The following is a 24,969-nucleotide window of genomic DNA, read 5'->3' on the forward strand; positions in this document are numbered from 1 at the left end:
GCCATGGTCACGCCAAGCTTGGTTTTGAGTTTAGCCGCTGCGCTGTTTGCGATGGTGGCAATGGTCGCGCCCGCCGCCGCGCTGGAGCAGTACAAAATCCACGTAGCAACGAGCACGTCCGCCAGCGGTGCGGCGTACAGAGTTCCGTCGGCCTCGCAGGATCACACCGAACGGGCGTCCGTTAATCTGCAGGGCACCGAGGATTCGCAATGCATGCCGTACGGCCGCCGCAGCACGGCGGTTGCCGGGGCGACGATCTTGTCGCGCCGGGTGGAAAAGGATTCCGCCACCATTCATGCCACGATTAATGCGGAGGCGGCGGGTGGCCACTTTCGCAACTGCGTGACGTGTGGTGGCAATGCCTGCCTGGGTATCTTACCTAACGACACCGTGGGCCGAGCCAGCGCGAAGGTCGGCGCGGTATTCACAATCTCTTTCGACGCCGACGCGCGCGTACAACCGTATGAATTGGTGGTCAGCACACCCGGTTCGCTGCAGAACGTGAGCGCTTCGGTGGAAGCGAAGGACGAAGAGGCAAAGTCCATTCCGGTGCCGTCGGCCGGCGGCAAAGTCACGATCCAAGGCGGACCTGGGCGCGTGTACACGGTATCGGCTAAGCTAGACGCAAACGTCGCCAACGAGGGCGGCTGCTGTAACGCCTCCGCGCGTGCTGACGCTCTGGTCGGCGTCAGACTCGTGCGCGCACCACTGCTGGAAAGCGCAAAGTTGTACCCGCGAATTGTCGGCGGCCGTGACGCGACTGCAGGTCAGTTTCCGCAGGTTGGGGCCCTTCTGCAGGAGGGGCGCCCCCACTGCTCGGCCACGTTGATCGCCGAAGACACCCTGCTCACTGCGGCGCACTGCGTATACGAGCGCGACATTAAGCGGCTGACCTTCGTAACGGGACTCAACGCGTGGAAGCCGGAGGGGTCCGTCGCCGTCAAAGGCGTTCGATTCCCAAAAGGGGAGCTCGGATTCAAATACGACGATAAGTCGTTGAAGGACGACATCGCGATCGTGAAGCTGCATGGAATGGTCAGCGGAGTCATGAGCACCGTGAAGCTTCATACGGGCACACCAGCGATGTCCGAGCTGCTAGACAAAAAGACGGCGTTGACGTTCGTCGGATACGGCTACCAATTGGTGGACAACTCGCCGGCGGATCTCGGCGTTAAGCGCTTCGTGCCCATCCCGATTTCTGAACTGAACGCCACTACCTTTAAGTACGACTTTCCGGATGTAAACACCTGCCAGGGCGACAGCGGCGGGCCCGCCATGTTTGTGCTGGATCAGGGAGGCAAGAAGGAATGGGTGGTCGCCGGCGTCACATCGGGCGGCGACCTAGCCTGTCTCAAATACGGTAGGAACACGCGCGTAGATCGCTACCTCGGCTGGATTGCGCTGGAAAAGTAATTGTCGGTGTCGGAGCGAACCTGACCTGACGAGCGAATCGCAATCCCGGCTACTCTAGCTTCGGTCGAACTCTGCTTCAGGGTAGTGTGTGTTGGGCGTTGAACGGACGCAGATGCCAGACCTGCGATTGAGCGCCTTCGGATTCATGGTCTCTAAGGCAAGTCTGCCGAAATGCAGTCGCTCGCGAACTAGCGTTCCTTGCCGAGTCGAGCCCGCCAGCTTTCGGAACTGCTCGCCCTGAAGCGGCTGTTCAGGACGCAACCTCTGAGGGACTGCTCTCGGGCGATGAACTTCGCCGAGTGGACACCAGCACCCGGCCACAAGCCGACCGCCACCAACGACCGCTTCGCGGTAGCCAATCGACCAATAGGCCCGGTGGTGCGTCTCACCTTCGAGAACGTCGCCCGTGCAGTTGCAGTCGACCGCCAGCACAGGATTGATCAGAACGGCAGTCCCCAGAATAGCGATTCAAGTCTTGCCCTGAAGCGGAGTCCTTGAAGATCGGCTGAGCCCCCGGCCACGACCTTTCGCTCGACGCGGCCGCTTCCGGGTCTCAGCTAGTCCTGCTTGCCAGTCCTCCCTAACTCGAAGGGTCGCCGCAACGTCGCCGCGCGGCGCAAGTCGCATTGGCGCGCCCACAATGTGGATCATCGCGCTCTAACGAACGGCGCAATGCCTTTGGTACCGCGCTTGCTGAGCCACTTTGGGGGAGATCACCGATGAAAATGGTGCTTGCTGTCGTTCGCGCTGTTGCCGCCAGCCTTTTCTGGCTTGTGGCTCTCGCGACACTCGCAACCGGTGCGCGCGCTGCGGACCCAAGCAAGTTCGACAAGGTGCTTTCGATTCAGCCCTACACGATTTGCCAGTCCGACGGATCGGATTGCTCACCCGCGCTCGTTCATCAGGACTATCGGGCATTCACTGAAGCAACCTTCCTGCAGGACAACGCCAGGATCGCGATTGCCTACCTTCCGACCAAAGTGATATGGAATAGCGACTTAAAGGTGCTTAGTAATAAGAACGATCTGCCCACGAGCGAATCCAGGGTCGTCAATGCGTTCTTCACCGACCGAGTCGAGATTGACGAGGGGATAGGTGTGAGTGGGCTGTTCACAGGCGCGCGGGTCTTGGTGGATTCCAAGTGGGTGCTCGGCAGGCCCGAAAAGAGCGTATTTCCTCATGAACTAGGACATGCACTTGGATTGAGGCAAGGGGAAGGAGGTCATTTCTGCTGCGACAACGACAACCTGATGCGCGATGGTCTTTACCGGAATAGCAACGGCAACAGGTTGACTCAGAGTCAGATCGCCATCATCCGCGACAGCGACTTCCTGAGGCCTGCGCCGGTCGTCACCCTCTCGTTGAATCCGAACGTCGAATCTTCCGACCCATCGTTTTTTAAACTGACCTTCGACTCGCTGGCTGCTCGCGACTACCTGCGAGCCATGAGTATCAGCATTGACGGAACAGGGCTGACTTTCGATCCGACCGCTGCGCTGCCGGGTCCTGTGGGTTCGCCCTTCGTATTGGGCAACCTGGTGGGCCTTGATATTGCAGACATTTCGCATTCTGGCTTTCTCGATGGCGCCAGCCTGGGCCTGCTGAGATTCAACCCGAAGACCTTTCAGGACGGTGACTCTATGACCTTCGGTATCGGCCTGACGAATTGCAAGGTAGCCGATGTGCCAGAGTGCGTGGATGGCAGTTGGGGCGCCGCAGACCTGGCTGGTAGGATGAAAGTTTCTTTTGGCTTCGAGAACGGCCTCGTGACCGAGGTATTCCTGGACGAGCACGGCATTGCGGTGTCCAACGGTCTCGGCGCCACGTTCCTCGAAGGCCTCCCCGGTGAAGCGCCGGCGGGGCCGATCCCCGAGGCGCCGACCTACGCGATGATGTTGCTCGGCCTCATGTACTTGGCCCGGCGGGCCGCGACGAGCGATCTGGGGCTTAGACATGCCCGGTAGCCACTGAACGTCTGCTCTGCGTCATTGAGGTCGCTGACAGGAACGGCAGCAACGGGTCGGACGCCGGCACAGGCGAATGACTGCTGACCGGCAGCCTGCCCCACACCACCTTGGCGCCGACATGCCGCACAGGCGAACGGCTGCTCACAGCCTGAAGCCGACAGTCCCACCCCCAGCGCAGCCCTCGGCCTCGCGGCACTTCACGCGCTCAATTCAACCCCGGCAACTTCAACCACCGATGCAGCCGTGTGCGCAACGCGACAAAGTCCAGCGGCTTGGTCAGGTGCTCGTCCATGCCGGCGTCCATGCTGGCCAGCACATCGGCTTCCAGCGCGTGGGCGGTCAGGGCCAGGATGGGGAAGGCGGGCAGCTGGCCTTCGCGCTGCAGCTCGCGCAGGCGGCGGGCGCATTCGAGGCCGTCCATGCCGGGCATCTGGATGTCCATCAGCACCAGATCGGGCGGCGACTCCAGGCACAGCGACACGGCTTCCAGGCCGTTCTTCGCGAGCCGGCTCTGCACCCCCATCAAGGCCAGGAACTCGAGCGCGACGACCTGGTTGATGTGGTTGTCCTCGACCAGCAGCACGGTGGGCAGCGCGGTGGCAGGCTGCGGCTGTGAGGTGTCGCTCTGCGCGCCCGTGCTCAGCGGTCCCGACTCCTGGCCCGACTGCGCCAGCAGCGGCGCCATCAGACCCGGCCTGTGGATATTGATGAGGGTTGTTGTTTGCATTGATTGATAAGCCTCGAAGCTTCCCATCCATCCCGTCGCTGAACTCCCGGCACCTGCGGTGCATCCCGCTGGCAATGCGGCTCCCAAGCCTATCGCCACCAGGCCCCCGGCGTCTCGTTCAATTCAAGGGTTTTCCCTTGTTTTTGGGTGGAGGGCCGGCCGTGGGGTCAATTGTTGCCTGTGAAGCGCCCCAGCGCAACGCCCAGGGGCCCTGCACTGCGGGCCTTGACATCGGCCCTGCTGACAGGATTGTGCCGCTCGCTCCCTAGAATGTCCGGTCTCCTCCCTGCCAAGGCTGCCAAGCAATGTCCGAAGGTCTGATCCGCATACGCGGCGCGCGTCAACACAATCTGAAGAATCTGGATCTGGACATTCGCACGGCGGAGCTGACGGTGGTCACCGGCCCCAGCGGCTCGGGCAAGTCCAGCCTGGTGTTCGACACCCTCTATGCCGAGGGCCAGCGCCGCTATGTCGAGACCTTCAGCGCCTATGCCCGCCAGTTCCTGGACCGCATGGACCGGCCGGCGGTGGACAAGGTCGACGGCGTGCCGCCGGCGATTGCGATCGACCAGACCAACCCGGTGCGCACCTCGCGCTCGACGGTCGGCACGATGACCGAGCTGAACGACCATCTGAAGCTGCTCTATGCCCGCGCTGCCGAATTGTTCGATAAGCAGACGGCGCAGGGCGTGCGGCACGACACGGCGCAGACGATTTACGCCGAACTGCTGGCGCGGACCTCGGCAACTGATCCCAGACTGATACTGACCTTCCCGGTCGAGTTGCCCGGAAACACCACGGCCGAGCAGATCGAGCAGTGGCTGTCGGCCAGCGGTTTCACCCGCGTGCAGGCCGAACGGGAGGTCGGCACGCCGACCGGGCCGCGCAAGGTTCTGGATGTGGTGGCCGACCGCTTCCGCATCCAGGGTGCCGACAAGCAGCGCGCGATGGAGGCCATCGAGCTGAGCCTGAAGCGCGGCAGCGGCCGCATGAATATCTATGCGATGCCGGCCGAGGGCGAGGCCGAGCCCGAGCTGTGGCGCTATTCGACCGGCCTGCACTGCCCCGACAGCGATCTGCGCTACCAGGACCCGCAGCCGCCGCTGTTCTCCTTCAACTCGGCGATGGGCGCCTGCGAGACCTGCCGCGGCTTCGGCCGCGTGATCGGTGTCGATATGGGCTTGGTGATCCCGGACGAGAAGAAGACGCTGCGCGGCGGCGCGATCAAGCCGATGCAGACGCCGGCCTGGGAGAGCTGCCAGGCCGACCTGATGAAGTACGCCGGCGAGGCCGGCATCCCGCGCGACACCGCCTGGATGCAGCTCAGCGCTGCCCAGCGCGACTGGGTCGTCGAGGGCTCGCCGAACTGGAGCGGCAACTGGAACAAGCAGTGGTACGGGGTCAAGCGCTTCTTCGAGTACCTGGAGAGCAAGGCCTACAAGATGCACATCCGTGTGCTCTTGTCCAAGTACCGCAGCTACACGCCCTGCGGCACCTGCGGCGGCGCGCGGCTGAAGACCGAGGCGCTGCTGTGGCGTGTCGGCTCCAAGGCCCTGGCCGATGCGGTGCTGCCGGCGGCGCAGCGCATCATGCCGATGGGCGTGGCCTGGAACCGTGCCCAGCTCGAAGCCCTGCCGGGCCTGAATCTGCACGACCTGATGCAGCTGCCGATCCACCGGCTGCGCGCCTTCATGGATGAGCTGCAGCTGCCCAGCACCCTGCTGGACGATGCGCTGAAGCTATTGCTCGACGAGATCCGCAACCGGCTCAAATCCCTGGTCGATGTCGGCATCGGCTATCTGACCCTGGACCGCCAGAGCCGCACCCTGAGCGGCGGCGAGGTGCAGCGCATCAACCTGACGACGGCGCTGGGCACCGCGCTGGTCAACACCTTGTTCGTGCTGGACGAACCCAGCATCGGCCTGCACCCGCGCGATATGAACCGCATCGTGCAGGCCATGCACCGGCTGCGCGATGCCGGCAACACGCTGGTGGTGGTCGAGCATGACCCGGCCGTGATGCTGGCGGCCGACCGCCTGATCGATATGGGCCCCGGCCCCGGCGAGAAGGGCGGCGAGATCGTCTTCGACGGCACGCCGGAAGCTATCCGTGCCGCCGACACCTTGACCGGCGCCTATCTGGGCGGCCGCAAGCATGTGGGCATGGGGCTCAAGCGCCTGGTCGAGGCCAGCACGCCACGGCTGATCCTCGAAGGCGCGCGCGAACACAATCTGCGCAATGTCACGGTCGAGTTCCCGCTGCAGCGCATGGTGGTGGTCACCGGCGTCTCGGGCTCGGGCAAGAGCACCCTGATGCAGGACGTGCTGTACCCGGCGCTGGCCCGCCATTTCGGCCAGGCCACCGAAACGCCCGGCACGCACGACCGCGTGTTGGGTGCTGACTGGCTGTCCGGCGCGGTCTTCGTCGACCAGTCGCCGATCGGCAAGACCGCGCGCTCGAATCCGGCTTCCTATGTCGGCGCCTTCGACGAGCTGCGCAAGCTGTTCGCCGATGCACCGATGGCGCGCGAGCGCAGCTACACGGCCGGCATGTTCAGCTTCAATGCCGGCGACGGCCGCTGCCCGACCTGCGGCGGCTCGGGCTTCGAGCATGTGGAGATGCAGTTCCTGTCCGACGTCTATCTGCGCTGCCCCGACTGCGATGGCCGGCGCTACCGCGGCGAGATGTTGGATGTGAAGCTCTTGCGCGGCCCGCGCGAGCTCAGCGTGGCCGATGTGCTGGACCTGACCGTCAGCGAGGCAGTGAGTCTGTTCAAGGACGACCGCGAGGTGGTCGCGAAGCTACAGCCCATCGTCGATGTCGGCCTGGAATACATCAAGCTGGGTCAGCCGGTGCCCACGCTGTCGGGCGGCGAGGCCCAGCGCCTGAAGCTGGCCGGCTTCCTGGCCGAGGCCGCCAGCACGGCCAGCAAGACGCGCCAGGCCGTCGCGAAGAAGGGCACGCTGTTCCTGTTCGACGAGCCGACCACCGGTCTGCATTTCGACGACATCGCCAAGCTGATGCGCGCGATGCGCAAGCTCCTGGGCGCCGGCCATTCGCTGATACTGATCGAGCACAACCTTGATGTGATTCGCGCGGCCGATTGGTTGATCGACCTCGGCCCCGAGGGCGGTGAGCAGGGCGGTGAGCTGGTCTGCCAGGGCACGCCCGAGGAGGTCAAGGAGCACCCGAGCTCGCACACCGCGCTGGCGCTGCGCGAGTACGCCGCCCATATGGACCGGCCGGCGCTGGCGGTGGAGGAGGGCGTGCCGCTGCAGACCCTGGTGCGGGCGCGCCGCAAGGCCCAGGACGAATCCATTCGCATCGTCAATGCGCGCGAGCACAACCTGAAGTCGGTGGACGTGTCCATCCCGCGCGGCAAGTGCAATGTGATCACCGGTGTCTCCGGCTCGGGCACGTCGACGCTGGCCTTCGACAGCCTGTTCAACGAGGGCCAGCGCCGCTACCTGGAATCGCTGACCGCCTATGCGCGATCGATCGTGCAGCCGGCCGGCCGGCCCGAGGTCGACGCGGTCTGGGGCATTCCGCCGACCGTGGCCATCGAGCAGCGTCTCTCGCGCGGCGGCCGCAAGAGCACGGTGGCCACCACCACCGAGGTCTGGCATTTCCTGCGCCTGCTCTATGTGAAGCTGGGCGTGCAGCACTGCATCCACGACGGCACGCCGGTCAAGCCGCAAAGCGTCGAATCGATCGCCGCCCAGCTCTTGCGCGACCACAAGGGCCAGCATGTGGGCCTCTTGGCGCCGCTGGTCGTCAACCGCAAGGGCCTGTACACCGATCTCGCCAAATGGGCCAAGGCGCGCGGCCACACGCATCTGCGCGTCGATGGCGAATTCCTGCCGACCGCGCCCTGGCCGCGGCTGGACCGCTTCAAGGAACACACCTTGGAGCTGCCGGTCGGCGATCTGGTAATTCGTCCCGATAACGAGGCGCAGCTGCGCGAGCTGCTGGCCAAGGCCCTGGACCTGGGCAAGGGCGTGTTGCACCTCTTGAGCCCGCTGGACGGCCTGCACGCGGCGATTGCCGATGGCCAGAGCACGGCCCGGATTGGCAGCGTCAAGGTGTTCTCGACCAAGCGCGCCTGCCCGACTTGCGGTACCAGCTATGGCGAGCTGGACCCGCGCATGTTCAGCTACAACAGCAAGCATGGCTGGTGCACCAGCTGCGTGGGGACAGGCCTTGCCCTGACCCGCGAGCAGCGCAAGGCTTTGGACGATTCGGTTCAGGACAAGGACAACAAGGGCCGCGAGCAGAGTTTCCCGTCTGAGGAGGCCGAAGTCGAGGGCCTGGTCGACCAGCCTTGTCCCGACTGCCATGGCTCGCGCCTGAACCCGTCGGCCCGCGCCGTGACCTTCGAGGACCAGGCCATCAGCACGGTGGCCGGCTGGAGCGTCAAGGATGCCCGGGCCTGGGTCGATGCGCTGGAGTTGACCGGCCGCGACGCCGACATCGCCCGCGACGTGGTGGTCGAGATCAAAGGCCGGCTGGAATTCCTCGAAGAGGTGGGCCTGGGCTATCTGACCCTGGACCGCGCTGCGCCGACCCTCTCCGGCGGCGAGGCCCAGCGCATCCGCCTGGCCGCCCAGCTGGGCAGCAATCTGCAGGGCGTCTGCTACATCCTCGACGAGCCCACCATAGGCTTGCACCCGCGCGACAACCAGATCCTCTTGAAGGCGCTGGGCACACTGGGCGACAAGGGCAACACCCTGGTGGTCGTCGAGCACGACGAGGACACGATACGCCGGGCCGACCACATCATCGACATCGGCCCCGGCGCCGGCAAGCGCGGTGGCCGGGTCGTCGCCGAGGGCACGGCGGCCGATCTGGCGCTGCAGCCGGACTCGGTCACCGGCCGCTTCCTCGCCAACCCGCTGCTGCACCCGCTGCAGGCGCGGCGCGAGATGTTGGATGGCGCACCTAAGCTGCGCGTGCTCGACGCGACCCTGCACAATCTGCAGCAGGTCAGCATCGATGTGCCGCTGCACCGCCTGGTCGCGATCACCGGCGTCTCAGGCTCGGGCAAGAGCACCCTGGCGCGCGATGTGCTGCTGGCCAATATGGCCCAGGCCGTGCCGCTGCGCCGCGCGCCCAACCCCTGGATCGGTTGCGCGGGCATCGAAGGTCACGAGCAGGTGGACCGGGTGCTGGAGGTCGATCAGACGCCGATCGGCAAGACGCCGCGTTCCTGCCCGGCCACCTATATCGGTTTCTGGGACGCAATCCGCAAGCTCTTTGCCGAGACGCTGGAGGCCAAGGCGCGCGGCTATGCGCCGGCGCGTTTTTCCTTCAACACCGGCGAGGGTCGCTGCCCCGGCTGCGAGGGCCAGGGCATGCGCACCATAGAGATGAGCTTTCTGCCCGATGTGAAGCTGCTGTGCGACCAGTGCCATGGCCAGCGTTTCAATCCCGAGACCCTGGGCGTCAGCTGGCGCGGCAAGAGCATCGGCGATGTGCTGGCGATGGAGGTCGACGAGGCGGTCGAGTTCTTCGCGGCCATGCCCAATATCGCGCACCCACTGCAGCTCTTGAAGGATGTGGGCCTGGGCTATCTGACCCTGGGCCAGCCCTCACCGACGCTGTCGGGCGGCGAGGCGCAGCGCATCAAGCTGGTGTCCGAGCTGGTCAAGGTGCGCGACGACGTCACGCGCCGCGGCCAGAAGGCGCCGCACACGCTCTATGTGCTGGACGAGCCGACCGTGGGCCTGCACATGGCCGATGTCGAGAAGCTGATACGCGTGCTGCACCGCCTGGTGGCGGGCGGGCATTCGGTGGTCGTGATCGAGCACGATCTCGATGTGATCGCCGAGGCCGACTGGGTGATCGATCTGGGCCCCGAGGGCGGCACGGCCGGCGGCAGCATCGTCGTGGCCGGCACGCCGGAAGAGGTGGTGGCCTCGGGTTCGCATTCGGGACGGGCGCTGGCGCCGGTCTTGCTGCGGGGGCAAGCCGCCTGAAGCGCTAATGCGGCTTGCGCGGCTTGTCGAACTGCTTGGGGCGGTAGACGTTGCCGTCCCACTGGCCGCGGTCGGTGTCGGGGGCGCTGCGCTTGGCGCGGTTGATGGCTTCCATCGCGGCTTCGTGCGCGGCGCGGCGGCGCTCGCGGGCATCGAAAGGGCTGATGGCTCGTTTGGAGATCCAGCGCCAGCCCGTCGCCCACCAGGCTTCCATGCGCAGCTGATGGCGCCGGCTCAAGCACATATGCAGGGCCAGCACGAGGCAGATCGCGAGGCCGAGGCTGGCAAAGATCTTGACGAGCATGGGGCGGGCGGATGGACCCAAGACGGGTAGGGCGGATATTAACTGAGAGACCTGCGGCCGCGTGCGATTTGGCTATGCCTTGCGGCGGCCGCCGGGCCGGGCCACCCTAGAATCCCTCCGCCCGAAGCGCGGGCTGCTCGGGAGTTATCGATTTGGCACCTTGGAAATCCGTCTCTGTGGCCGCCGCCCTGCTGGCCGCCCTGTCCCTTGGCGCCGGCCTGCAGCCGGTGCTGGCCCAGAACCCCTCGCCGCTGACCTTGGAGTCGCTGTTTCGCGACAAGCCCTACCGGGGCGAGCCGGCCCGCGAGCCCGCCTTCAGCCGCAGTGGCCGCTATCTGGCCTATCTGTGGAACCCGCATGGCGAGCCCGGCAGCGATCTCTATGTGCATGACACGCGCAGCGGCAAGACGCTGCGCCTGACATCGCCGGCCCTGATGCAGGCCCATGACGCGCCGGAGGATCTGGAGCGTTTCGAGAAGAAGCGCCTGCAGCGCGAGCGTGAGCAGGCCGAGCGCCAGGCCCGCGAGGAGGCGCAGGCCGCCTATCTGCGCGGCGCGACGGTCGATCTGGCGCAGTGGGAGCTGGCCGAGATCGCGGCCCTGAAGCTGGAATTCGCCGAGAAGAAAAAGCGCGAGGACGCGCAGAAGGCCGCCGACAAGGCCGAGGCCGAGGCCGAGAAACGCGCTGCCGAAGCCCTGGCCGCGCGGCGTGCCGGCAAGCCGGCCAGCGCCGCTGCCTCGGCCGCCGCAGCGGCCAGTGCCGCGGCCTCGCTGCCTGAGAAGGACAAGGAGCTCTGGGAATGGCGCGACGAGCTGAAGAAGAAGCTGGCCAAGGACAAGCTCAAGCCGACCGACCTCTATCCCGGCGTCAGCCAGATCGTCTGGGCGCGCCAGCGCGATGAGCTGATCTTCCAGTACCGCGGCGGTCTGTTCCGCTGGCAGGCCGATGGCAACCGCCTCACGTCCTTGCTGGGCACGCAGCGCCAGCTGCGCATCGTGGCCTACACGCCCGACGACCAGGGCTTTGTCTATATGGACGAGAGCCGGGTCTTGCGCGCGCGCTTTGCCGGCATGGCGGTGCAGGTGATCAACCGCGAGCTGATCCATGCCGACGAGGAGGAGGCGGCGAAGAAATACCGCATCGAGTCCACCGTGCTCAGCGAGGACGGCCGCTGGATGTCGCTGCTGGCGCGCGCGCCGCTGGTGCCGCCTGCTGGCGCCAGCGGCCCGGCGCCCAAGCCCGGCCGCCAGGTCGAGATCATGAATTACGGCGAGCGCTTCGCGACGGCCAAGAAGGTCGATCGCGAGGTCTCGGACGACAAGCGCATGCAGCAGCCGCTGGCCCTGTATATCCGCCGGGTGCCGGGTCTTGACGGTGCGCCGGCGCGCCAGCCGGCGCCGGTCTTCACCCAGGCCGGCGGCGACGGCTGGTTCGAGATCAGCCCGGTGGCCTGGGCCCGCGACGGCAGCCACTACGCCTTCGCGACCTGGGAGCGCGAGAAGGAGCTGCTGCGCGTCTACCTGGGCCGGGCCGACGAAACGGCCAAGCCGGAGGTCGTGATCGAGCGGCGCGGCGATGTGCACCATGAGCTGGTCAATGTGTTCGCGCCGCGCTTCACGCCGGATGGCAAGCGGCTGATCGCGCTGCTGTCCGACAACGACTTCCGCCAGCCCTGGGCCTGGGACATCGCAGCGCGCCAGCTCAAGCCCCTGCTCCAGGGCGAGTTCGAGGCGCATCAGCTGCTGGGCTTCACGCCGGACAGCCGCGCGATGTTTGTCGCGGCCAACCGCGACGATGCGGCCGCGATGAATCTCTACAAGGTCGAGCTGGCCGACGGCGCGATGCAGGCGCTGGGCAGCGCGCCCGACTAGCACCGCAATGCGGTGGTCTCGGAGGACGGTCGCTGGCTGGCCGCCAATGCCGGCCACTGGGCCCAGCGCCCCGAGCTGAAGCTGATCTCCTCAGCGCCCGGCCAGCCGGCGCGCGTGCTGACCCAGAGCCATGACCCGGCCTGGGCCGAGGTGGACCGGCTGCGGCCCGAGCGCTTCAGCTTCAGGAACCGCCATGGCGACAACATTCCGGCCTATGTGTTCAAGCCGTCCGGCTGGCAGGCCAGCGACCGCCGCCCGGCCGTGGTCTACACCTACGGCGGCCCGCTGAACGACCGCCATTCGGTCGAGACCGACAGCTTCCAGCCGACCGGCTATCTGTTCGCGATGTATATGGCGGTGCGCCACGGCTATGTGATGGTGACGGTGGACCCGCGCGGCCATTCCAACTACGGCCGCCGCTTCGCCGGCGCCAACTGGGAGCAGCCGGGCCAGCCGCAGAGCGAGGATCTGGAGGACCTGCACCGCTACATGGCCGCGAACCTGGGCGTCGATCCGGCGCGCGTGGGCCTGAACGGCTGGAGCTTTGGCGGCTTCCAGACCCAGTACACGATGTATACGAAGCCCGATCTGTTCGCCGCCGGCATTGCCGGGGCCGGCCCGACCGAATGGGAGAACTACAACAGCTGGTACAGCGGCCGCACCATCGGCCCGGTGGACCGCAAGAAGCCGGTGCTGCGCAAGTACTCGCTGCTGCCGCTGGCCAAGGGCCTGAAAAAGCCGCTGCTGCTGGTGCACGGCATGCTGGACCCGAATGTGCTGTACCAGGACACGGTCAATGTCTACCGCGCGCTGATGGAGGCCGGCAAGCAGCCCCTGGTCGATCTCTTCCTCGACCCCGATGGCGAGCACGCGATGGGCGGCGCGGTCAAGACCGTCGGCTGGCACCGCAAGTACGAGGCCTTCTGGCTGCAGCAGCTGGGCCGCGCCCAGCCCTGAGCAGGGCTCAGGAGGCCTGTCGCGAGGCCAGCAACTGCAGGATGTTGTCCGGCACCGCGCGGCTCAGCGCGTCGCGCTGCAGCGGGTCGGCCAGGCGGGCGGCGTCGAGCTCGCTGAGCTGCGACTCCTCGCTGCCCAGCAGCGTGATGGGCTCCAGCAGCGCGGCGGTTTCGGCGTTCTCGAACAGCGGCTTCCAGGCGCCAGGCGCCAGGTCCACCGCGCTGAGAAAGCCCAGCGACCAGTCGCCGGCATCGGTCAGATCCTGCTCATCCACTTCGGCGATGCTGAAGATCGGCTCCCAGGCCTCGGGTCGGGCGGCGGCCAGCTCCCACTGATGGGCGATGGCGCGCAGATGGCGCAGCACCAGCAGCATCACGCGCTTTTTCTGCTTGCCGCTGACGAAGGGCCAGGTGTCGGGCTGGCCTTCCTCGCCGTCGCCGCCCCAGACCAGGGGCAGCCAGTCCGAGCCGGGCAGCTCGGCCAGCGGCTGCGGGCTCAGGAGCAGGCCGGACAGATAGCCGTCCAGCGCCTCGATATTCATCGCGCCGTCGCTGGGCAGCCGGGCCAGCATGTCATCCAGCGTCGACAACTCCTCGTCGGAGAGCGGGAGGTTGTCGGACTGGGGGTGGTATTGGGGGTCTTCCATCGCGCGATTGTCGCCGGTCCGGTTCAGAACCGGCTCTTGGCCTTCTTGCCGTCGAATTCGGCCAGTTGGGCCTTCAGCAAGGCCATCAGCACCCGGGCATTGGCCTCGGTCATGCTGATCAGGGTGCTGGGCTCTATCCCCTCGACCGGGGCCTTGGGCGTGACCAGGGCATCGACCTTGAACACCATCAGGCCGTTGATCGTGTTGGAGGCGGCTTTGAACTTCTGGATCTCGACATTGTGGATTTTCATGCGGCCATCCTCGTGAATCTGCAAAAACGCGGACCGGTATTAGACCTCAGCGCTTGCCGCTACATTCCAACAGCTATGCGAACCGATAACAACAGCCTGCGACCCCCGCTTCAGCAAATACAGGCGGACCGCCTGGGCCGGCCGCTGTCCGGCTGGCGCCTGAAGGTCTACACCGTCATCTTCGAGGCCGACACGCGCGCCGGCCGGGCCTTCGACATGGTGCTGATCGCGCTGGTGCTGGCCAGCATCGCGGTGGTGATGCTGGAGAGCGTCGCCCCGATCAAGGCGCGCTGGGGCGGGTTGTTCCGTGTGCTGGAGTTCGTCTTCACCGCGCTGTTCACGATCGAGTATCTGCTGCGCCTGGCCTGCGTGCGCCATCCCTGGCGCTATGCGCGCAGCTTCTACGGCATCGTCGATCTGCTGGCCGTGCTGCCCACCTATCTGGCGCTGTTTGCGCCGGAGCTGTACTTCCTGGTCGATGTGCGGGTGCTGCGCCTGCTGCGGGTGTTCCGCATCTTCAAGCTGGGCGCCTATGTGGCCGAGTACGCGATGCTGGCCCATGCGCTGCGCGCCAGTGCGCGCAAGATCCTGGTGTTCCTGTCGGTGGTGTTGATGGTGGTGCTGATTCTGGGCACGGTGATGTATGTGGTCGAGGGCCCGGGCAACGGCTTCACCAGCATCCCGACCAGCCTCTACTGGGCCATCTCCACCATCACGACGGTGGGCTTCGGCGACATCACGCCCAAGACCGATCTGGGCCGCGCGATCGCCTCGCTGATGATGCTGCTGGGCTGGGGCGTGCTGGCCGTGCCGACCGGCATCGTCACCGCCGAAATGACGGCCCAGCGCCACGGCCGGCCGACGACGACGCGCAGCTGCCATGACTGCCTCAGCGAGGGCCATCTGCCCGAGGCGCGCTTTTGCCGCGACTGCGGCGCCGAGCTGCCGCCCTACCAGCGCGATGTGCCGGGCGGCAGCGAACTCAAGACTTGACCCCGCGCCAGATCTTCTGAACGCCGCTGACTAGGCCCAGCGCGAGCAGGCCGGCCACGATGCCGACCACGGCATCGGCCAGCAGACCCAGCAGGCCCTGGACGAAGCCGTTGCCGCTGATGCCCTGCACCGCATGATGGATCAGCTCATGGGCGCCCGGAATGCCATGGGTCAGGATGCCGCCGCCGACCAGGAACATCGCCGCCGTGCCGGCCACCGACAAGGCCTTCATCAGCCAGGGCGCGGCCGCCAGGATCAGCGCGCCCAGGCGCTGCTGCAAGGCACCGGCCTGACGGCTCAGATAGAGCCCGGCGTCATCGAGCTTGACGATGCCGGCCACCAGGCCGTAGACGCCCACCGTCATCAGCACGGCGATGGTGCTGAGCACCAGCACCCGGGTCGTGAAGTCGCTGGCCGCGACCGTGCCCAGCGTGATCGCGATGATCTCGGCCGACAGGATGAAGTCGGTGCGCACGGCCCCCTTGATCTTGTCGCGCTCCAGCGCCACCAGATCGATGGCCGGGTTCTTGACCGCCTCGCTGAGCGCCTGCTCGTGAGCGGCATCCTCGGCGCTGTGCAGGAATTTATGGGCCAGTTTCTCGACCCCCTCGAAGCACAGAAAGGCGCCGCCCAGCATCAAGAGCGGCGTCACGGCCCAAGGTGCCCAGGCGCTGATGGCCAGCGCCGCCGGCACCAGGATCAGCTTGTTGACGAAGCTGCCCTTGGCGACGGCCCAGACCACCGGCAACTCGCGCTCGGCGGCAACACCTGTCACCTGCTGGGCATTCAGCGCCAGATCGTCGCCCAGCACGCCGCTGGTCTTCTTGGCAGCGAGCTTGCTGAGCACGGCCACATCGTCGAGCACCGTGGTGATGTCATCGAGCAGGGCAAGCAGACTGGAGGCCATAAGTGGGTTCGGTCGTGGTGGTCAGGCCGAGTTTGTACCTCAAACAACGGACGCGCCGGCCGGCGGCGGGCCTGGCCGGCGGGGTCAGGCCTTGCCTTTTGGGGTTCGATGGCCTAAGTTTCTTCATGGCCAGACCCCCACGCATCGAATTCGCCGGCGCCGTCTACCTGCTGAGCTCGCATGGCGAGCAGGGCGCGGCGATCTTTCGCGACGACGCCGACCGCGCCACCTTGCTGGCGGTGATGGCCCAGGCGGCCCAGCGCTTCGACGCCCAGGTGCTGGCCTACAGCTTCGCGGGCGATGCCTACCAGCTGCTGATCTACACCCGCCAGGCCAATCTCTCGCGCCTGATGCGCCACCTCAACGGCGTCTACACGCAGAGCTTCAACCGCCGCCACGGCGGCACCGGCCCCTTGTTCCAGGGCCGCTTCAAGGCGGTGCTGGTGGACCGGGAGCGGCTGCTGCTCGATGCCTGCCGCTATGTCGATCTGAGCGCCGAGCGCCAGGGGCTGGTGCGGCGCGGGGCCGACTGGCCCTGGCACAGCCTGGGCGCGCACCTGGGCCAGCAGCCGGCGCCGGACTGGCTCGATGTGCAAGGCCTGTTCAGCCATGTGCTGGGCCGCGAGGCCCGGGGCGCGGCCGACCGCAAGCGGGCCGCCGAGCGCTACGCCAAGCTGCTGGCGGCCGAGCCCGGGCTGGACATCTGGGTCCATCTGCGCCACCAGATCTTTCTGGGCGACGAGGCCTTTGCCCAGCGCATGCTGGCCCAGGCCGGCGCTGGTGCCGGCCGGGTGGCCAGGTCGGCGCGCAGGGCTGCGGCGCCCAAGGCCTTTGCCCAGTGGCGGCGTGACAGCGCCTCGCGCGAGCAGGCCCTGTACCGCGCCCATACCGAGGGTGGTCTGTCGATGACGGTGCTGGCCGGAGAACTGGGCCTGTCGGTCTCGCGCATCAGCCGGCTGATCGCCGGCCACGAGCGCAGCCTCAGTGCATCGTGAGCCTGTCTTGAGCGCGATGCGCTACTGCGCCTGGGTGCTGACCCTGCTGGCTCTGCTGGCCTTTGGGGCCTGCGCCGCGCAGGCCGCGCCTTACGAGGGCCCGCTGTTCGACGCCCATCTGCACTACAACGACGAGGCCCAGGGGCCGCATCCGCTGCCCGATGTGCTGGGCCGGATGCAGCGCAGCGGCGTGCGCGCCATCGTCGCGAACAGCCGGCCCAACGCCGGCACGCTGAGCCTGGCCGGGGCTGGCGAGGCGACGCGCGCGGCCGGCCTGCGGGTCGTGCCCTTTGTGCGCCTGTACCGCAACCGCGCCGACTACGGCGGCTGGTTCGCCGACCCGACGATCTACCAGATGGTGCTGGACGAGCTCAAGCGCGGCACACCGGCCGGCCCCTATCGCGGCCTGGGCGAGTTCCATCTCTACGACAGCGCCAATGCCGATGGCCCGGTGGCGCGCCAGCTGATGCAGCTGGCGGCCGAGCGGGGGCTGGTGGTGCTGGCCCATGTCGACGATGTGGCAATTGACAAGCTGATGGCCCACGCACCGAAGGCGCGGCTGATCTGGGCCCATACCGGCATCGGCGGCGTGCCGATCACGCGGGTGCGCGAACTGCTGAAGCGTTACCCGAGCCTGCTGGGCGAGCTGTCGTACCGGCCCGGCCTGACCGAGAACGGCCGCCTCAGCGCGGACTGGCAGGCCCTGCTGAGCGAGCAACCCGAGCGTTTCCTGATCGGCTCGGACACCTGGGTCAACCAGCGCTGGCAGTATTACGAGGCGCTGATGAGCGAGGCCCGCCAATGGTTGGGCGAGCTGCCGAGCGAGGCCGCGCGCAAGATCGCCTGGGGCAATGGCGCGGCCTTGTTTGGCCTCGATTAGCCTCGATTAGCCCGCTTGCGCCAGCAGCCATTGGCGCAGGCTGCGCAGCGTCCGCTGCGTCTGGCTGGCGCGGCGGGTGCACAGCATATAGCCGCGACTGATCTGCACCGGCTGATCAAAGGGGATGACGATGCGGCCGGCGGCCAGCTCGTCGGCGATCAGGCAGCGCTGCACGACGGCCACGCCCAGGCCGGAGACGACGGCTTGCACCAGCATCGCCACCTGCTCGAAATCGGCGCTGGGCTTGAGCTGAGCGTCGTGCACGCCGACCGCCTCCAGCCATTGCCGCCAGTTGTCCGGATAGTTGCTGTGATAGAGCAGGGGCCGGCTCAGCAGATCGGCCGGCTCGCGCAGCGCCTGGCGGCCGCGCAGCTCCTGCGGGCGGCAGATTGGCACGATGTCGCGGCCGACGATGTAGTCGGCCGTGATGCCGGCCGGCCACAGGTCCTCGCCGGGGCGCAGCCAGGCGTCGACCTCGGGGTCGCCGAAGTCCTCGTCGCGCCGGTAGGGCGCCAGGCTCAAGGCGATCTGCGGATGCAGGGCCTGCCAGTCGGGCAGGCGCGGGATCAGCCATTTGGTCGCCAGCGTGGGGGCCACCGAGATACGCAGCCGCGTCGGCCCCTCGGCCGCGCGCTGCGCCACCGCCGCCGACTCCAGCGTCTGCAGTGCCGGCTCGATCAGCTCCAGATAGCTGCGGCCCACCGGGGTCAGCTCGTTGCCGCGCGGCTGACGCAGCAGCAGGCTTTGGCCCAGATGCTCTTCGAGCCGGGCGACGGCTCGGCTGACCGCCCCCTGGGTCACGCACAGCAGCTCGGCCGCCTTCGAGAAACTGCCCAGCCGGGCGGTCGCGGCAAAGGCATGCAGCTCATGCAAAGAGGGGGATCGGATGCGCATGGGCCGATTTTGCTATGAGCGTGGCGCATGACTGCGTGAGAACTTGTCGACTCATGCGCCGAGCGCAGGTCACAGAATCGCGCCATCCTGTTCAACACCTGAGCCCCTCGCCATGCGCCTTCACCGCCGTCCCCTGCTGACCGCCGCCTTGCTGCTTGCCTTGCCGCTATCGGCCCTGGCCGAGTATCCGGACAAGCCGGTCAAGCTGATCGTGCCCTTCGCGGCGGGCGGCTCCACCGATATGGTGGCGCGCCTGCTGGCCGAGAAGATGGGGCCTTTCCTGGGCAAGACCGTGGTGGTCGAGAACCGCGGCGGTGGCGGCGGCACCCTGGGCACCGATGCGGTGGCCAAGGCCGCGCCGGACGGCTACACCATTGGCATGGCGACGCAAAGCACCCATGGCGCCAACCCGGCCGTCTACACCAAGCTGCCCTATGACGCGGTGAAGGACTTCGCGCCGATCACCAACGTGCTGGCCGTGCCCAGCGTCTTCGTCGTCCACCCCAGCGTGCCGGCAAAGACCATGAAGGAATTCATTGCGCTGGCCAAGGCCGCGCCGGGCAAGTACAGCTTCGCCTCGCCGGGCAATGGCTCGCTGGGCCATGTGAACATCGAGCAGTTCATGGACCTGGCCGGCATCGAGTTGCTGCACATTCCCTACAAGGGCGCGGGCCAGGCCTCGACCGATGCGCTGGCCGGCGTCGTCAATGCGATGACCGACAACCTGCCCTCGACCCTGCCCCATATCAAGGCCGGCAGGCTGCGCGCACTGGCCGTGCTGGCGCCGCAGCGGGCGGCCGTGCTGCCCGAGGTGCCGACCTATAAGGAGCTGGGCTTTGCCGAGATGGCCGAGGGCGGCTGGTTCGGCCTGGTGGCACCGGCCGGCACGCCGCCGGCGGTGCTGAAGAAGCTGCACGAGGCGGCCCACAAGGCGATGCAGACGCCGGAGTTCAAGGAGAAGGCCGCTTCGATCTCCGGCATCGCGATGGCCAACAGCCCCGAGCAGTTCGCCCTGCAGATCCGCGCCGCGCTGGACAAATATCAGCGTATCGTCACCAAGGCCAAAATCCGCCTGGACTGACCACGATGCGCTTCACGCCCGACACCGCGTTCCGCCTGCAGCTGCCCGGGGGGCAAGACCTGCCCCCTGAGATCCCCTTGATCTGCGACTCGCCGCACAGCGGCATCGAGTACCCGGATGACTTCGACAGCTGCCTGCCGCCGCTGACATTGCGGCGCGGCGAGGACACCCATGTGGACGCCCTCTGGCAGGCCGCGCCGGCCCAGGGCGCGACGCTGCTGGCGGCGCGCTTCCCGCGCAGCTATATCGACCCGAACCGTGAGCTGGCCGACCTCGATCCGGCGCTGCTGGCCGAGCCCTGGCCCGAACCGCTGGCGCCCGGCGAGAAGACCCGGCTGGGCTATGGCCTGATCTGGCGCCAGGTGGCCAAGGACCAGCCGATCTACGCGCGCAAGCTCTCGGTGGCCGAGGTGCAGGCCCGCATCGCCAACTGCTGGAAGCCCTATCACGCGGCGCTCGACGCGGCGGTCGAGCGCGCCCATGCCCGCTTCGGCGCGGTCTGGCATCTGAACCTGCACTCGATGCCCAACAATGCCTTCGAGCGCCTGGGCCTGACGCGCAGCGATGCGCTGGCCGATTTTGTGCTGGGCGACCGCGACGGCACGACTTGCGAGCCGGCCCTGCTGGATGTGATCGAGGCCAGCCTGCGCGGCCACGGCTATAGCGTCGCGCGCAACGATCCCTACAAGGGCGTGGCCCTGATCGGCCGCATCGGCCGGCCGGCCGAGCGCCGCCACAGCCTGCAGATCGAGATCCGCCGCCCGCTCTATATGGACGAGTTCAGCCGCGAGCGCAATGCCGGCTTCGAGCCGCTGCGGCAATGCCTGACGGCGACGCTGGCGGCGGTGGCTGCCCATGTGCGAAGCCAGCTGCGCTGAACTGTCCCCGCCCGCTGTGGACAAGTTCGTGGGCAAGCTGCCCACAGTGGCGCCAAGTGATTGATTCCTAAGGGGTTTGCTTGGCCTGCTGCAATATGAGGCAGGTCAGGGTTGCTCGGCCAGCGCCTTCAGATTGGCCAGGCCGGCCTCGAAGTCGGGGCCGACCATGCGGTCGCCGAACAGGGCCAGCCAGCGGAATAGCGGGTTGCTGCCCATATCGCCGTTCATCACCCAGCTGATCTTCGTGCCCGAGCCGCTGGGCTCCAGGCGCAGTTCGCCCTGCGAGGTAGTGCCGAAGTCGGGGAAGAACAGCTCGTAGCCCAGGCGCTGGCCGGGCTCGGCGGTGGTGAAGGTCATGCGGCCGTCGCCCTCGCTCTTGCTCTTCCAGGCCCAGACGGCGCCGCTGCCCGATTCGGGGCCGCTGTACTCGATCTGCATCGCCGGGTCGCGCTGGTTCCAGACCGACCATTGCTTCCAGTGGCGCGGGTTGGCCACCAGCGCATAGACCTTGTCCGGTGCGGCCTGGATCTGCGCCGTGCGCGTCACGGTGAACTTGGACGACAGCAGCAGGCCACCCAGCAGCAGCACCGCGACCAGTCCGAGAATCAGCACAGCGAGTGTCTTCAGCAGTTTCATGGCGATCTCCAGGCCGCTCAGCTTGCCGCCGTGCCCGGCACCTCGCAATGGGGGCAGGCCCTAAACTGCAGGCCACCAGGAGTGATGCATGCTGAGCCAAGAACAGAAATCCAGCTTTGACGAACAGGGCTTCCTGATACTGCCCCATTTCAAGAACGCCGCCCAGATCGCCGCGCTGCGCGCGCGTGCCGAGGCCCTGGTCGAGGCCTTCGACCCTGGCGAGCAGCGCGCCATCTTCACAACCCAGGAGCAGGAGCGCAACGTCGACGACTATTTCCTCGACTCCGACGACAAGATGCGCTGCTTCTTCGAGGAGGAGGCCTTCGACGCCCAGGGCCGGCTGCGTCAGGCCAAGGCCTTGTCGATCAACAAGATCGGCCATGCGATGCATGACCTGGACCCGGTGTTCCGCGAGTTCTCCAGCGGGCCCGAGCTGGTGGCCGTGGCCCGCGATGTGGGCCTGAGCCGGCCGCAGGTCTGGCAGTCCATGTATATCTTCAAGCAGCCGGGCATAGGCGGCGAGGTGCGCTGGCATCAGGACGCCAGCTTCTTCGACAGCGATCCGATCACCGTGACGACCTTCTGGTTCGCGCTGGAGGATGCGACGCGCGACAACGGTTGCCTGTGGGCCGAGCCGGGGGGCCATCGCGGGCCTCGTGGCGTGTTGCGCGAGCGCTTTGTGCGCGAGGGCCGGCGAGCCTGGATGGAGACGCTGGACGAAACGCCCTGGCCCTCGGTCGATGCGCTGGCCGAGCCGCTGGAGGTCGAGGCCGGCGCGTTGGTGATCTTCCATGGCCTGCTGCCGCACTACAGCGCGCCGAACCGCTCGGCGCACTCACGCCATGCCTACACCTTGCATGTGACCGATGCAGCTAGCGCCTATTCGCCGCGCAACTGGCTGCAACGCGGGCCGCAACTGCCGGTCCGGGGCTTCTGAGGATTCTTCAGTGAAGCAGTGAGGCAGGGCGGTCCGGATCGGAGCGCTCGCGCCAGGCTTCCTGGGTCTGCTCGCGGGCGGCCTGCAGCTGCTGGCACAGCTCGAACACGCCCAGGCCATCGGCCTCGCCGGCCACCGCTTCCGGCGTCGCGACGGTGGCCAGCGCCGGCAGGTCGGCCAGCGCGCCCAGCAGCTCGAACAGCAGTTCCAGGCCCGGCTCGCCACCGGGCTCCAGCTGGCGCGCCGCGCCAAGGCTGCGGCACAGATACCAGCAGGCGCTGGCGGCGTCGTCGCAGCGGGCATGCTCCAGCGCCAGCTGCTCAAGCGCCGCGCTGCGCTCGGCCGCCTCCTCATCGACCTCGGCCCGGCACTCATCCAGGCCTTGCCAGGCGGAGTCGTGCTCAGGCTGCACGGATTCGCCAGCTCGCTGCTTGATAAGGATCGCCATGACTGCAGGCCTTGAAGAAGAAACTGCTGCCAATGCTAGGCACCGGGCCGTCCCGCAGCTGTCCCTTGTTCATGGTTGTTGAGGGTTATTGGCGGCCATGGCCCCGGATTCTCGTGCATTTGTCACGGCTCAGCGCTTTTTGCTCGGGCGGGTCCAGCCAGCGATGCCGGCCTGTTTGCCGCGTGCCACAGCCAGCTCGCCGGCCGCCACCGGTTTGGTGATCGTGGAGCCGCCGCCTATCGTCGCGCCGGCGCCGATCTCGACCGGGGCCACCAGCACGCAGTTGCTGCCCACATGCACATCGGCGCCGATCACGGTGCGGTGCTTGTTGGCGCCGTCGTAATTGGCGGTGATGGAGCCGGCGCCATAGTTGACCCGCTCACCCACCGTGGCGTCGCCCAGATAGGCCAGGTGATTGGCCTTGGCGCCCTTGGCCAGGGTCGAATTCTTGACCTCGACAAAGTTGCCGATATGGACCTCGGCGCCCAGTTCGGCGCCGGGCCGCAGCCGCGCGAACGGCCCGATCAGCGCGCCTTCGCCGACCGTCACGCCCTGGGCCTCGCCGTCGATATGGGTGAACTCATGGATGCGGGCGCCGGCTGCGATGCGGGCATTGCGGATCACGCAGTTGGCGCCGATGCGCACGCCGTCGCCCAGCACGACCTGACCCTCGAAGACGCAGTTGACGTCGATCTCGACATCTTGGCCGCAGCTCAGCGTGCCGCGCAGATCGAAACGCGCCGGGTCGGCCAGACGCACGCCTGCCTCCAGCAGCGCGCCGGCCTGCAGATGCTGGAAGCGGCGCTCCAGATCGGCCAGCTGCAAGGGGCTGTTGACGCCCAGCACCTCGGTCTCGCTGCCGGTCTTGACGCTGACCACCGGCACGCCCTCGGCCACGGCCATCGCGACGATGTCGGTCAGGTAGTACTCGCCCTGGACGTTGTCGTTTTTCAAGGCCGCGACCCAGCGCTTCAGCGCCGCCGTCGGCGCGGCCATCATGCCGGTGTAGCACTCGCGGATCTGGCGTTGCTCGGGCGTGGCGTCCTTGTGCTCGACGATGGCTTTGACGAGTTGACCCTCGCGCACGATACGGCCGTAGCCCGTCGGGTCGCTGTATTCGATGGTCAGCAGCACCAGCTTCTCGCCGCCGCAGGCCTCGACCAGCTGGCGCGTCGTCGCGGCGCTGATCAGCGGCGTGTCGCCGTTGAGTATCAGGGTGCTGCCGCTGTCGGGCAGATGCGGCACGACCTGCTGGATCGCATGGCCGGTGCCGAGCTGGGGCATCTGGCGCACAAAGGCGATACCAGATCCGGCGGGGCCGGCCACCGCCGCCTCGACCTGCTCGGCGCCATGGCCGGTGATCACCAGGCGCTGGGCGGCGCCCAGCTCGGCCGTCGTGTCCAGCACATGCCGCAGCAGCGAGCGACCCGCCAGCTTGTGCAGGACCTTGGGCAGGGTGGACTTCATGCGGGTGCCCTTGCCCGCGGCCATGATGACCAGGTTCAATGTCATAGCGATCAGCGCGGTTTCAGAAGCCGCGATTATCGACGACGCTTGTTACCGGATTCTTTGCACCGCGATCGCGTGGGGCTCGGGGCGGGTGTTCGGGAAGTCGCTCAGCGCGGCCTCGAACATCGCGCTGATCAGGTCGGCATCGCCCTGGGTCAGGCCGTCATTGCTGGCGCGGGCCTCGTACAGCGGCTCGCTGCTGCCGCGGTCGCGCAGCAGCAGGGCCACCTCGCGGTCATAGCGGCGGTCCACCGGATAGTGCAGCGGGTAGTAGTAGGAGCGACCCATGCGACCATAGCGCCAGGCATTGATATTGCCGTGCCAGCGCCACCACAGCGGGTCGTCCCAGGGCGCGCGCTCCTGCGCGCTGACGCGCACGCCCAGTGCCACCAGCACATCGGCGCTCTTGGCATCGGCGGCGGGCTTGAAGCCGGCCTTCTCCAGCGCCACGCGGGCGGCATCCTCAAGCTCGGTCTGGCGCGAGCCTTCCTGCTGCTGCGAGGGCAGGCGCTCGAAGGCATAGCTGCCGGGCGCTCGGCCGGCCGGCCAGGTGCCGAAGCTGCTGACCTCGGAGCGTATCGTGTAGGGGCCGCTGCAGGCGCTCAGAGCCGCCAACGCAACAGCGCTCAACAAGAGGTGACGTCTTTGCATGATGATTCTTGCCTCCTTGGTAAGCGCCTATTCTGAACCGCTCTTGTTA

21 protein-coding genes are annotated in these 24,969 nt (G+C 67.2%); 11 read left to right on the top strand and 10 right to left on the bottom strand.

Annotated features, from left to right (window positions below; all coding sequences use genetic code 11):
• Positions 1 to 3 precede the first annotated feature (3 nt).
• Together PO768_RS03605 and PO768_RS03610 are read left to right on the top strand one after the other, a co-directional pair.
• Positions 4 to 1,413, top strand: coding sequence for a S1 family peptidase (locus tag PO768_RS03605; protein ID WP_272644929.1), 1,410 nt, complete (start codon positions 4 to 6; stop codon positions 1,411 to 1,413).
• 719 nt (positions 1,414 to 2,132) lie between these two features.
• Positions 2,133 to 3,377, top strand: coding sequence for a hypothetical protein (locus PO768_RS03610; protein ID WP_272644930.1), 1,245 nt, complete (start codon positions 2,133 to 2,135; stop codon positions 3,375 to 3,377).
• A 208-nt stretch (positions 3,378 to 3,585) separates the two neighbouring features.
• Here the strand turns inward: PO768_RS03610 and PO768_RS03615 are convergent, their stop codons facing one another.
• On the bottom strand, positions 3,586 to 4,107 hold the full coding sequence (locus PO768_RS03615; RefSeq protein WP_272644931.1) for a response regulator: 522 nt from the start codon (positions 4,105 to 4,107) through the stop codon (positions 3,586 to 3,588).
• Between the two features lie 305 nt (positions 4,108 to 4,412).
• Here PO768_RS03615 and uvrA point away from each other — a divergent pair, with 305 nt between their 5' ends.
• Positions 4,413 to 10,082 carry an excinuclease ABC subunit UvrA gene (gene uvrA, locus PO768_RS03620; protein ID WP_272644932.1) on the top strand — a complete coding sequence of 1,890 codons (5,670 nt, stop codon included), beginning with the start codon at positions 4,413 to 4,415 and terminating at the stop codon, positions 10,080 to 10,082.
• A 4-nt stretch (positions 10,083 to 10,086) separates the two neighbouring features.
• On the opposite strand, the gene PO768_RS03625 is transcribed toward uvrA, so the two are convergent.
• Positions 10,087 to 10,386: a hypothetical protein gene (locus PO768_RS03625; protein ID WP_137943653.1), complete on the bottom strand. Its 300-nt coding sequence runs from the start codon at positions 10,384 to 10,386 to the stop codon at positions 10,087 to 10,089.
• A 176-nt stretch (positions 10,387 to 10,562) separates the two neighbouring features.
• Here PO768_RS03625 and PO768_RS03630 point away from each other — a divergent pair, with 176 nt between their 5' ends.
• Both PO768_RS03630 and PO768_RS03635 read left to right on the top strand, forming a co-directional pair.
• Positions 10,563 to 12,257, top strand: a complete 1,695-nt coding sequence (locus PO768_RS03630; protein WP_272644933.1) for a DPP IV N-terminal domain-containing protein — start codon at positions 10,563 to 10,565, stop codon at positions 12,255 to 12,257.
• Positions 12,258 to 12,269: 12 nt separating this feature from the next.
• Complete coding sequence (locus tag PO768_RS03635) at positions 12,270 to 13,214, top strand: alpha/beta hydrolase family protein (RefSeq protein WP_272644934.1); 945 nt, start codon at positions 12,270 to 12,272, stop codon at positions 13,212 to 13,214.
• Between the two features lie 7 nt (positions 13,215 to 13,221).
• On the opposite strand, the gene PO768_RS03640 is transcribed toward PO768_RS03635, so the two are convergent.
• Entirely contained in the window at positions 13,222 to 13,860 is a 639-nt protein-coding gene (locus PO768_RS03640; RefSeq protein ID WP_272644935.1) for a UPF0149 family protein, read from the bottom strand.
• Between the two features lie 23 nt (positions 13,861 to 13,883).
• Positions 13,884 to 14,111: a hypothetical protein gene (locus PO768_RS03645; RefSeq protein WP_262970195.1), complete on the bottom strand. Its 228-nt coding sequence runs from the start codon at positions 14,109 to 14,111 to the stop codon at positions 13,884 to 13,886.
• 75 nt (positions 14,112 to 14,186) lie between these two features.
• Here PO768_RS03645 and PO768_RS03650 point away from each other — a divergent pair, with 75 nt between their 5' ends.
• Positions 14,187 to 15,104, top strand: coding sequence for an ion transporter (locus PO768_RS03650; protein WP_269841204.1), 918 nt, complete (start codon positions 14,187 to 14,189; stop codon positions 15,102 to 15,104).
• Here the strand turns inward: PO768_RS03650 and PO768_RS03655 are convergent.
• Complete coding sequence (locus PO768_RS03655) at positions 15,094 to 16,011, bottom strand: DUF808 domain-containing protein (protein WP_272644936.1); 918 nt, start codon at positions 16,009 to 16,011, stop codon at positions 15,094 to 15,096. The two genes, PO768_RS03650 and PO768_RS03655, sit on opposite strands and share 11 nt — an antisense overlap.
• A 125-nt stretch (positions 16,012 to 16,136) precedes the next feature.
• Between PO768_RS03655 and PO768_RS03660 the strand changes: the two genes are divergently transcribed.
• On the top strand, positions 16,137 to 17,006 hold the full coding sequence (locus tag PO768_RS03660; protein WP_272644937.1) for a transposase: 870 nt from the start codon (positions 16,137 to 16,139) through the stop codon (positions 17,004 to 17,006).
• Positions 17,007 to 17,022: 16 nt separating this feature from the next.
• A complete protein-coding gene (locus PO768_RS03665; protein ID WP_272644938.1) occupies positions 17,023 to 17,886 on the top strand; it encodes an amidohydrolase family protein in 864 nt (287 codons plus the stop codon).
• A gap of 6 nt (positions 17,887 to 17,892) precedes the next feature.
• On the opposite strand, the gene PO768_RS03670 is transcribed toward PO768_RS03665, so the two are convergent.
• Positions 17,893 to 18,780, bottom strand: a complete 888-nt coding sequence (locus PO768_RS03670; RefSeq protein ID WP_272644939.1) for a LysR substrate-binding domain-containing protein — start codon at positions 18,778 to 18,780, stop codon at positions 17,893 to 17,895.
• 112 nt (positions 18,781 to 18,892) lie between these two features.
• Here PO768_RS03670 and PO768_RS03675 point away from each other — a divergent pair, with 112 nt between their 5' ends.
• The gene (locus tag PO768_RS03675; protein ID WP_262970190.1) at positions 18,893 to 19,861 is read left to right on the top strand and encodes a tripartite tricarboxylate transporter substrate binding protein BugE; all 969 of its coding nucleotides are present in this window, start codon (positions 18,893 to 18,895) and stop codon (positions 19,859 to 19,861) included.
• 5 nt (positions 19,862 to 19,866) lie between these two features.
• The gene (locus tag PO768_RS03680; RefSeq protein WP_272644940.1) at positions 19,867 to 20,739 is read left to right on the top strand and encodes an N-formylglutamate amidohydrolase; all 873 of its coding nucleotides are present in this window, start codon (positions 19,867 to 19,869) and stop codon (positions 20,737 to 20,739) included.
• A gap of 105 nt (positions 20,740 to 20,844) precedes the next feature.
• Here PO768_RS03680 and PO768_RS03685 read toward each other — a convergent pair whose 3' ends face one another.
• Positions 20,845 to 21,375 (bottom strand): SRPBCC family protein, encoded by a 531-nt coding sequence (locus PO768_RS03685; RefSeq protein ID WP_137943663.1) that lies wholly within the window; start codon positions 21,373 to 21,375, stop codon positions 20,845 to 20,847.
• 88 nt (positions 21,376 to 21,463) lie between these two features.
• Here PO768_RS03685 and PO768_RS03690 point away from each other — a divergent pair, with 88 nt between their 5' ends.
• On the top strand, positions 21,464 to 22,312 hold the full coding sequence (locus PO768_RS03690; protein ID WP_272644941.1) for a phytanoyl-CoA dioxygenase family protein: 849 nt from the start codon (positions 21,464 to 21,466) through the stop codon (positions 22,310 to 22,312).
• A 7-nt stretch (positions 22,313 to 22,319) separates the two neighbouring features.
• Here PO768_RS03690 and PO768_RS03695 read toward each other — a convergent pair whose 3' ends face one another.
• The 3 genes from PO768_RS03695 to PO768_RS03705 form a co-directional block, all read right to left on the bottom strand.
• Positions 22,320 to 22,760: a hypothetical protein gene (locus tag PO768_RS03695; RefSeq protein ID WP_137943665.1), complete on the bottom strand. Its 441-nt coding sequence runs from the start codon at positions 22,758 to 22,760 to the stop codon at positions 22,320 to 22,322.
• Between the two features lie 129 nt (positions 22,761 to 22,889).
• Positions 22,890 to 24,272, bottom strand: coding sequence for a bifunctional UDP-N-acetylglucosamine diphosphorylase/glucosamine-1-phosphate N-acetyltransferase GlmU (glmU, locus tag PO768_RS03700; RefSeq protein ID WP_262970185.1), 1,383 nt, complete (start codon positions 24,270 to 24,272; stop codon positions 22,890 to 22,892).
• 45 nt (positions 24,273 to 24,317) lie between these two features.
• Positions 24,318 to 24,920 carry a DUF4136 domain-containing protein gene (locus tag PO768_RS03705; RefSeq protein WP_137943667.1) on the bottom strand — a complete coding sequence of 201 codons (603 nt, stop codon included), beginning with the start codon at positions 24,918 to 24,920 and terminating at the stop codon, positions 24,318 to 24,320.
• Positions 24,921 to 24,969 lie beyond the last annotated feature (49 nt).

It is taken from the genome of Paucibacter sp. XJ19-41, from assembly GCF_028462495.1.
GTDB lineage: Bacteria > Pseudomonadota > Gammaproteobacteria > Burkholderiales > Burkholderiaceae_C > Roseateles_E.

Coding starts and splice junctions, on each gene's coding strand:
- glmU (WP_262970185.1), bottom strand. CDS start 24,272: ATGACATTGAACCTGGTCATCATGGCCGCGGGCAAGGGCACCCGCATG.
- PO768_RS03665 (WP_272644938.1), top strand. CDS start 17,023: ATGCGCTACTGCGCCTGGGTGCTGACCCTGCTGGCTCTGCTGGCCTTT.
- PO768_RS03695 (WP_137943665.1), bottom strand. CDS start 22,760: ATGGCGATCCTTATCAAGCAGCGAGCTGGCGAATCCGTGCAGCCTGAG.
- PO768_RS03685 (WP_137943663.1), bottom strand. CDS start 21,375: ATGAAACTGCTGAAGACACTCGCTGTGCTGATTCTCGGACTGGTCGCG.
- PO768_RS03645 (WP_262970195.1), bottom strand. CDS start 14,111: ATGAAAATCCACAATGTCGAGATCCAGAAGTTCAAAGCCGCCTCCAAC.
- PO768_RS03705 (WP_137943667.1), bottom strand. CDS start 24,920: ATGCAAAGACGTCACCTCTTGTTGAGCGCTGTTGCGTTGGCGGCTCTG.
- PO768_RS03610 (WP_272644930.1), top strand. CDS start 2,133: ATGAAAATGGTGCTTGCTGTCGTTCGCGCTGTTGCCGCCAGCCTTTTC.
- PO768_RS03660 (WP_272644937.1), top strand. CDS start 16,137: ATGGCCAGACCCCCACGCATCGAATTCGCCGGCGCCGTCTACCTGCTG.
- PO768_RS03650 (WP_269841204.1), top strand. CDS start 14,187: ATGCGAACCGATAACAACAGCCTGCGACCCCCGCTTCAGCAAATACAG.
- PO768_RS03675 (WP_262970190.1), top strand. CDS start 18,893: ATGCGCCTTCACCGCCGTCCCCTGCTGACCGCCGCCTTGCTGCTTGCC.
- PO768_RS03690 (WP_272644941.1), top strand. CDS start 21,464: ATGCTGAGCCAAGAACAGAAATCCAGCTTTGACGAACAGGGCTTCCTG.
- PO768_RS03655 (WP_272644936.1), bottom strand. CDS start 16,011: ATGGCCTCCAGTCTGCTTGCCCTGCTCGATGACATCACCACGGTGCTC.
- PO768_RS03640 (WP_272644935.1), bottom strand. CDS start 13,860: ATGGAAGACCCCCAATACCACCCCCAGTCCGACAACCTCCCGCTCTCC.
- PO768_RS03680 (WP_272644940.1), top strand. CDS start 19,867: ATGCGCTTCACGCCCGACACCGCGTTCCGCCTGCAGCTGCCCGGGGGG.
- PO768_RS03670 (WP_272644939.1), bottom strand. CDS start 18,780: ATGCGCATCCGATCCCCCTCTTTGCATGAGCTGCATGCCTTTGCCGCG.
- PO768_RS03625 (WP_137943653.1), bottom strand. CDS start 10,386: ATGCTCGTCAAGATCTTTGCCAGCCTCGGCCTCGCGATCTGCCTCGTG.
- PO768_RS03605 (WP_272644929.1), top strand. CDS start 4: ATGGTCACGCCAAGCTTGGTTTTGAGTTTAGCCGCTGCGCTGTTTGCG.
- PO768_RS03615 (WP_272644931.1), bottom strand. CDS start 4,107: ATGCAAACAACAACCCTCATCAATATCCACAGGCCGGGTCTGATGGCG.
- uvrA (WP_272644932.1), top strand. CDS start 4,413: ATGTCCGAAGGTCTGATCCGCATACGCGGCGCGCGTCAACACAATCTG.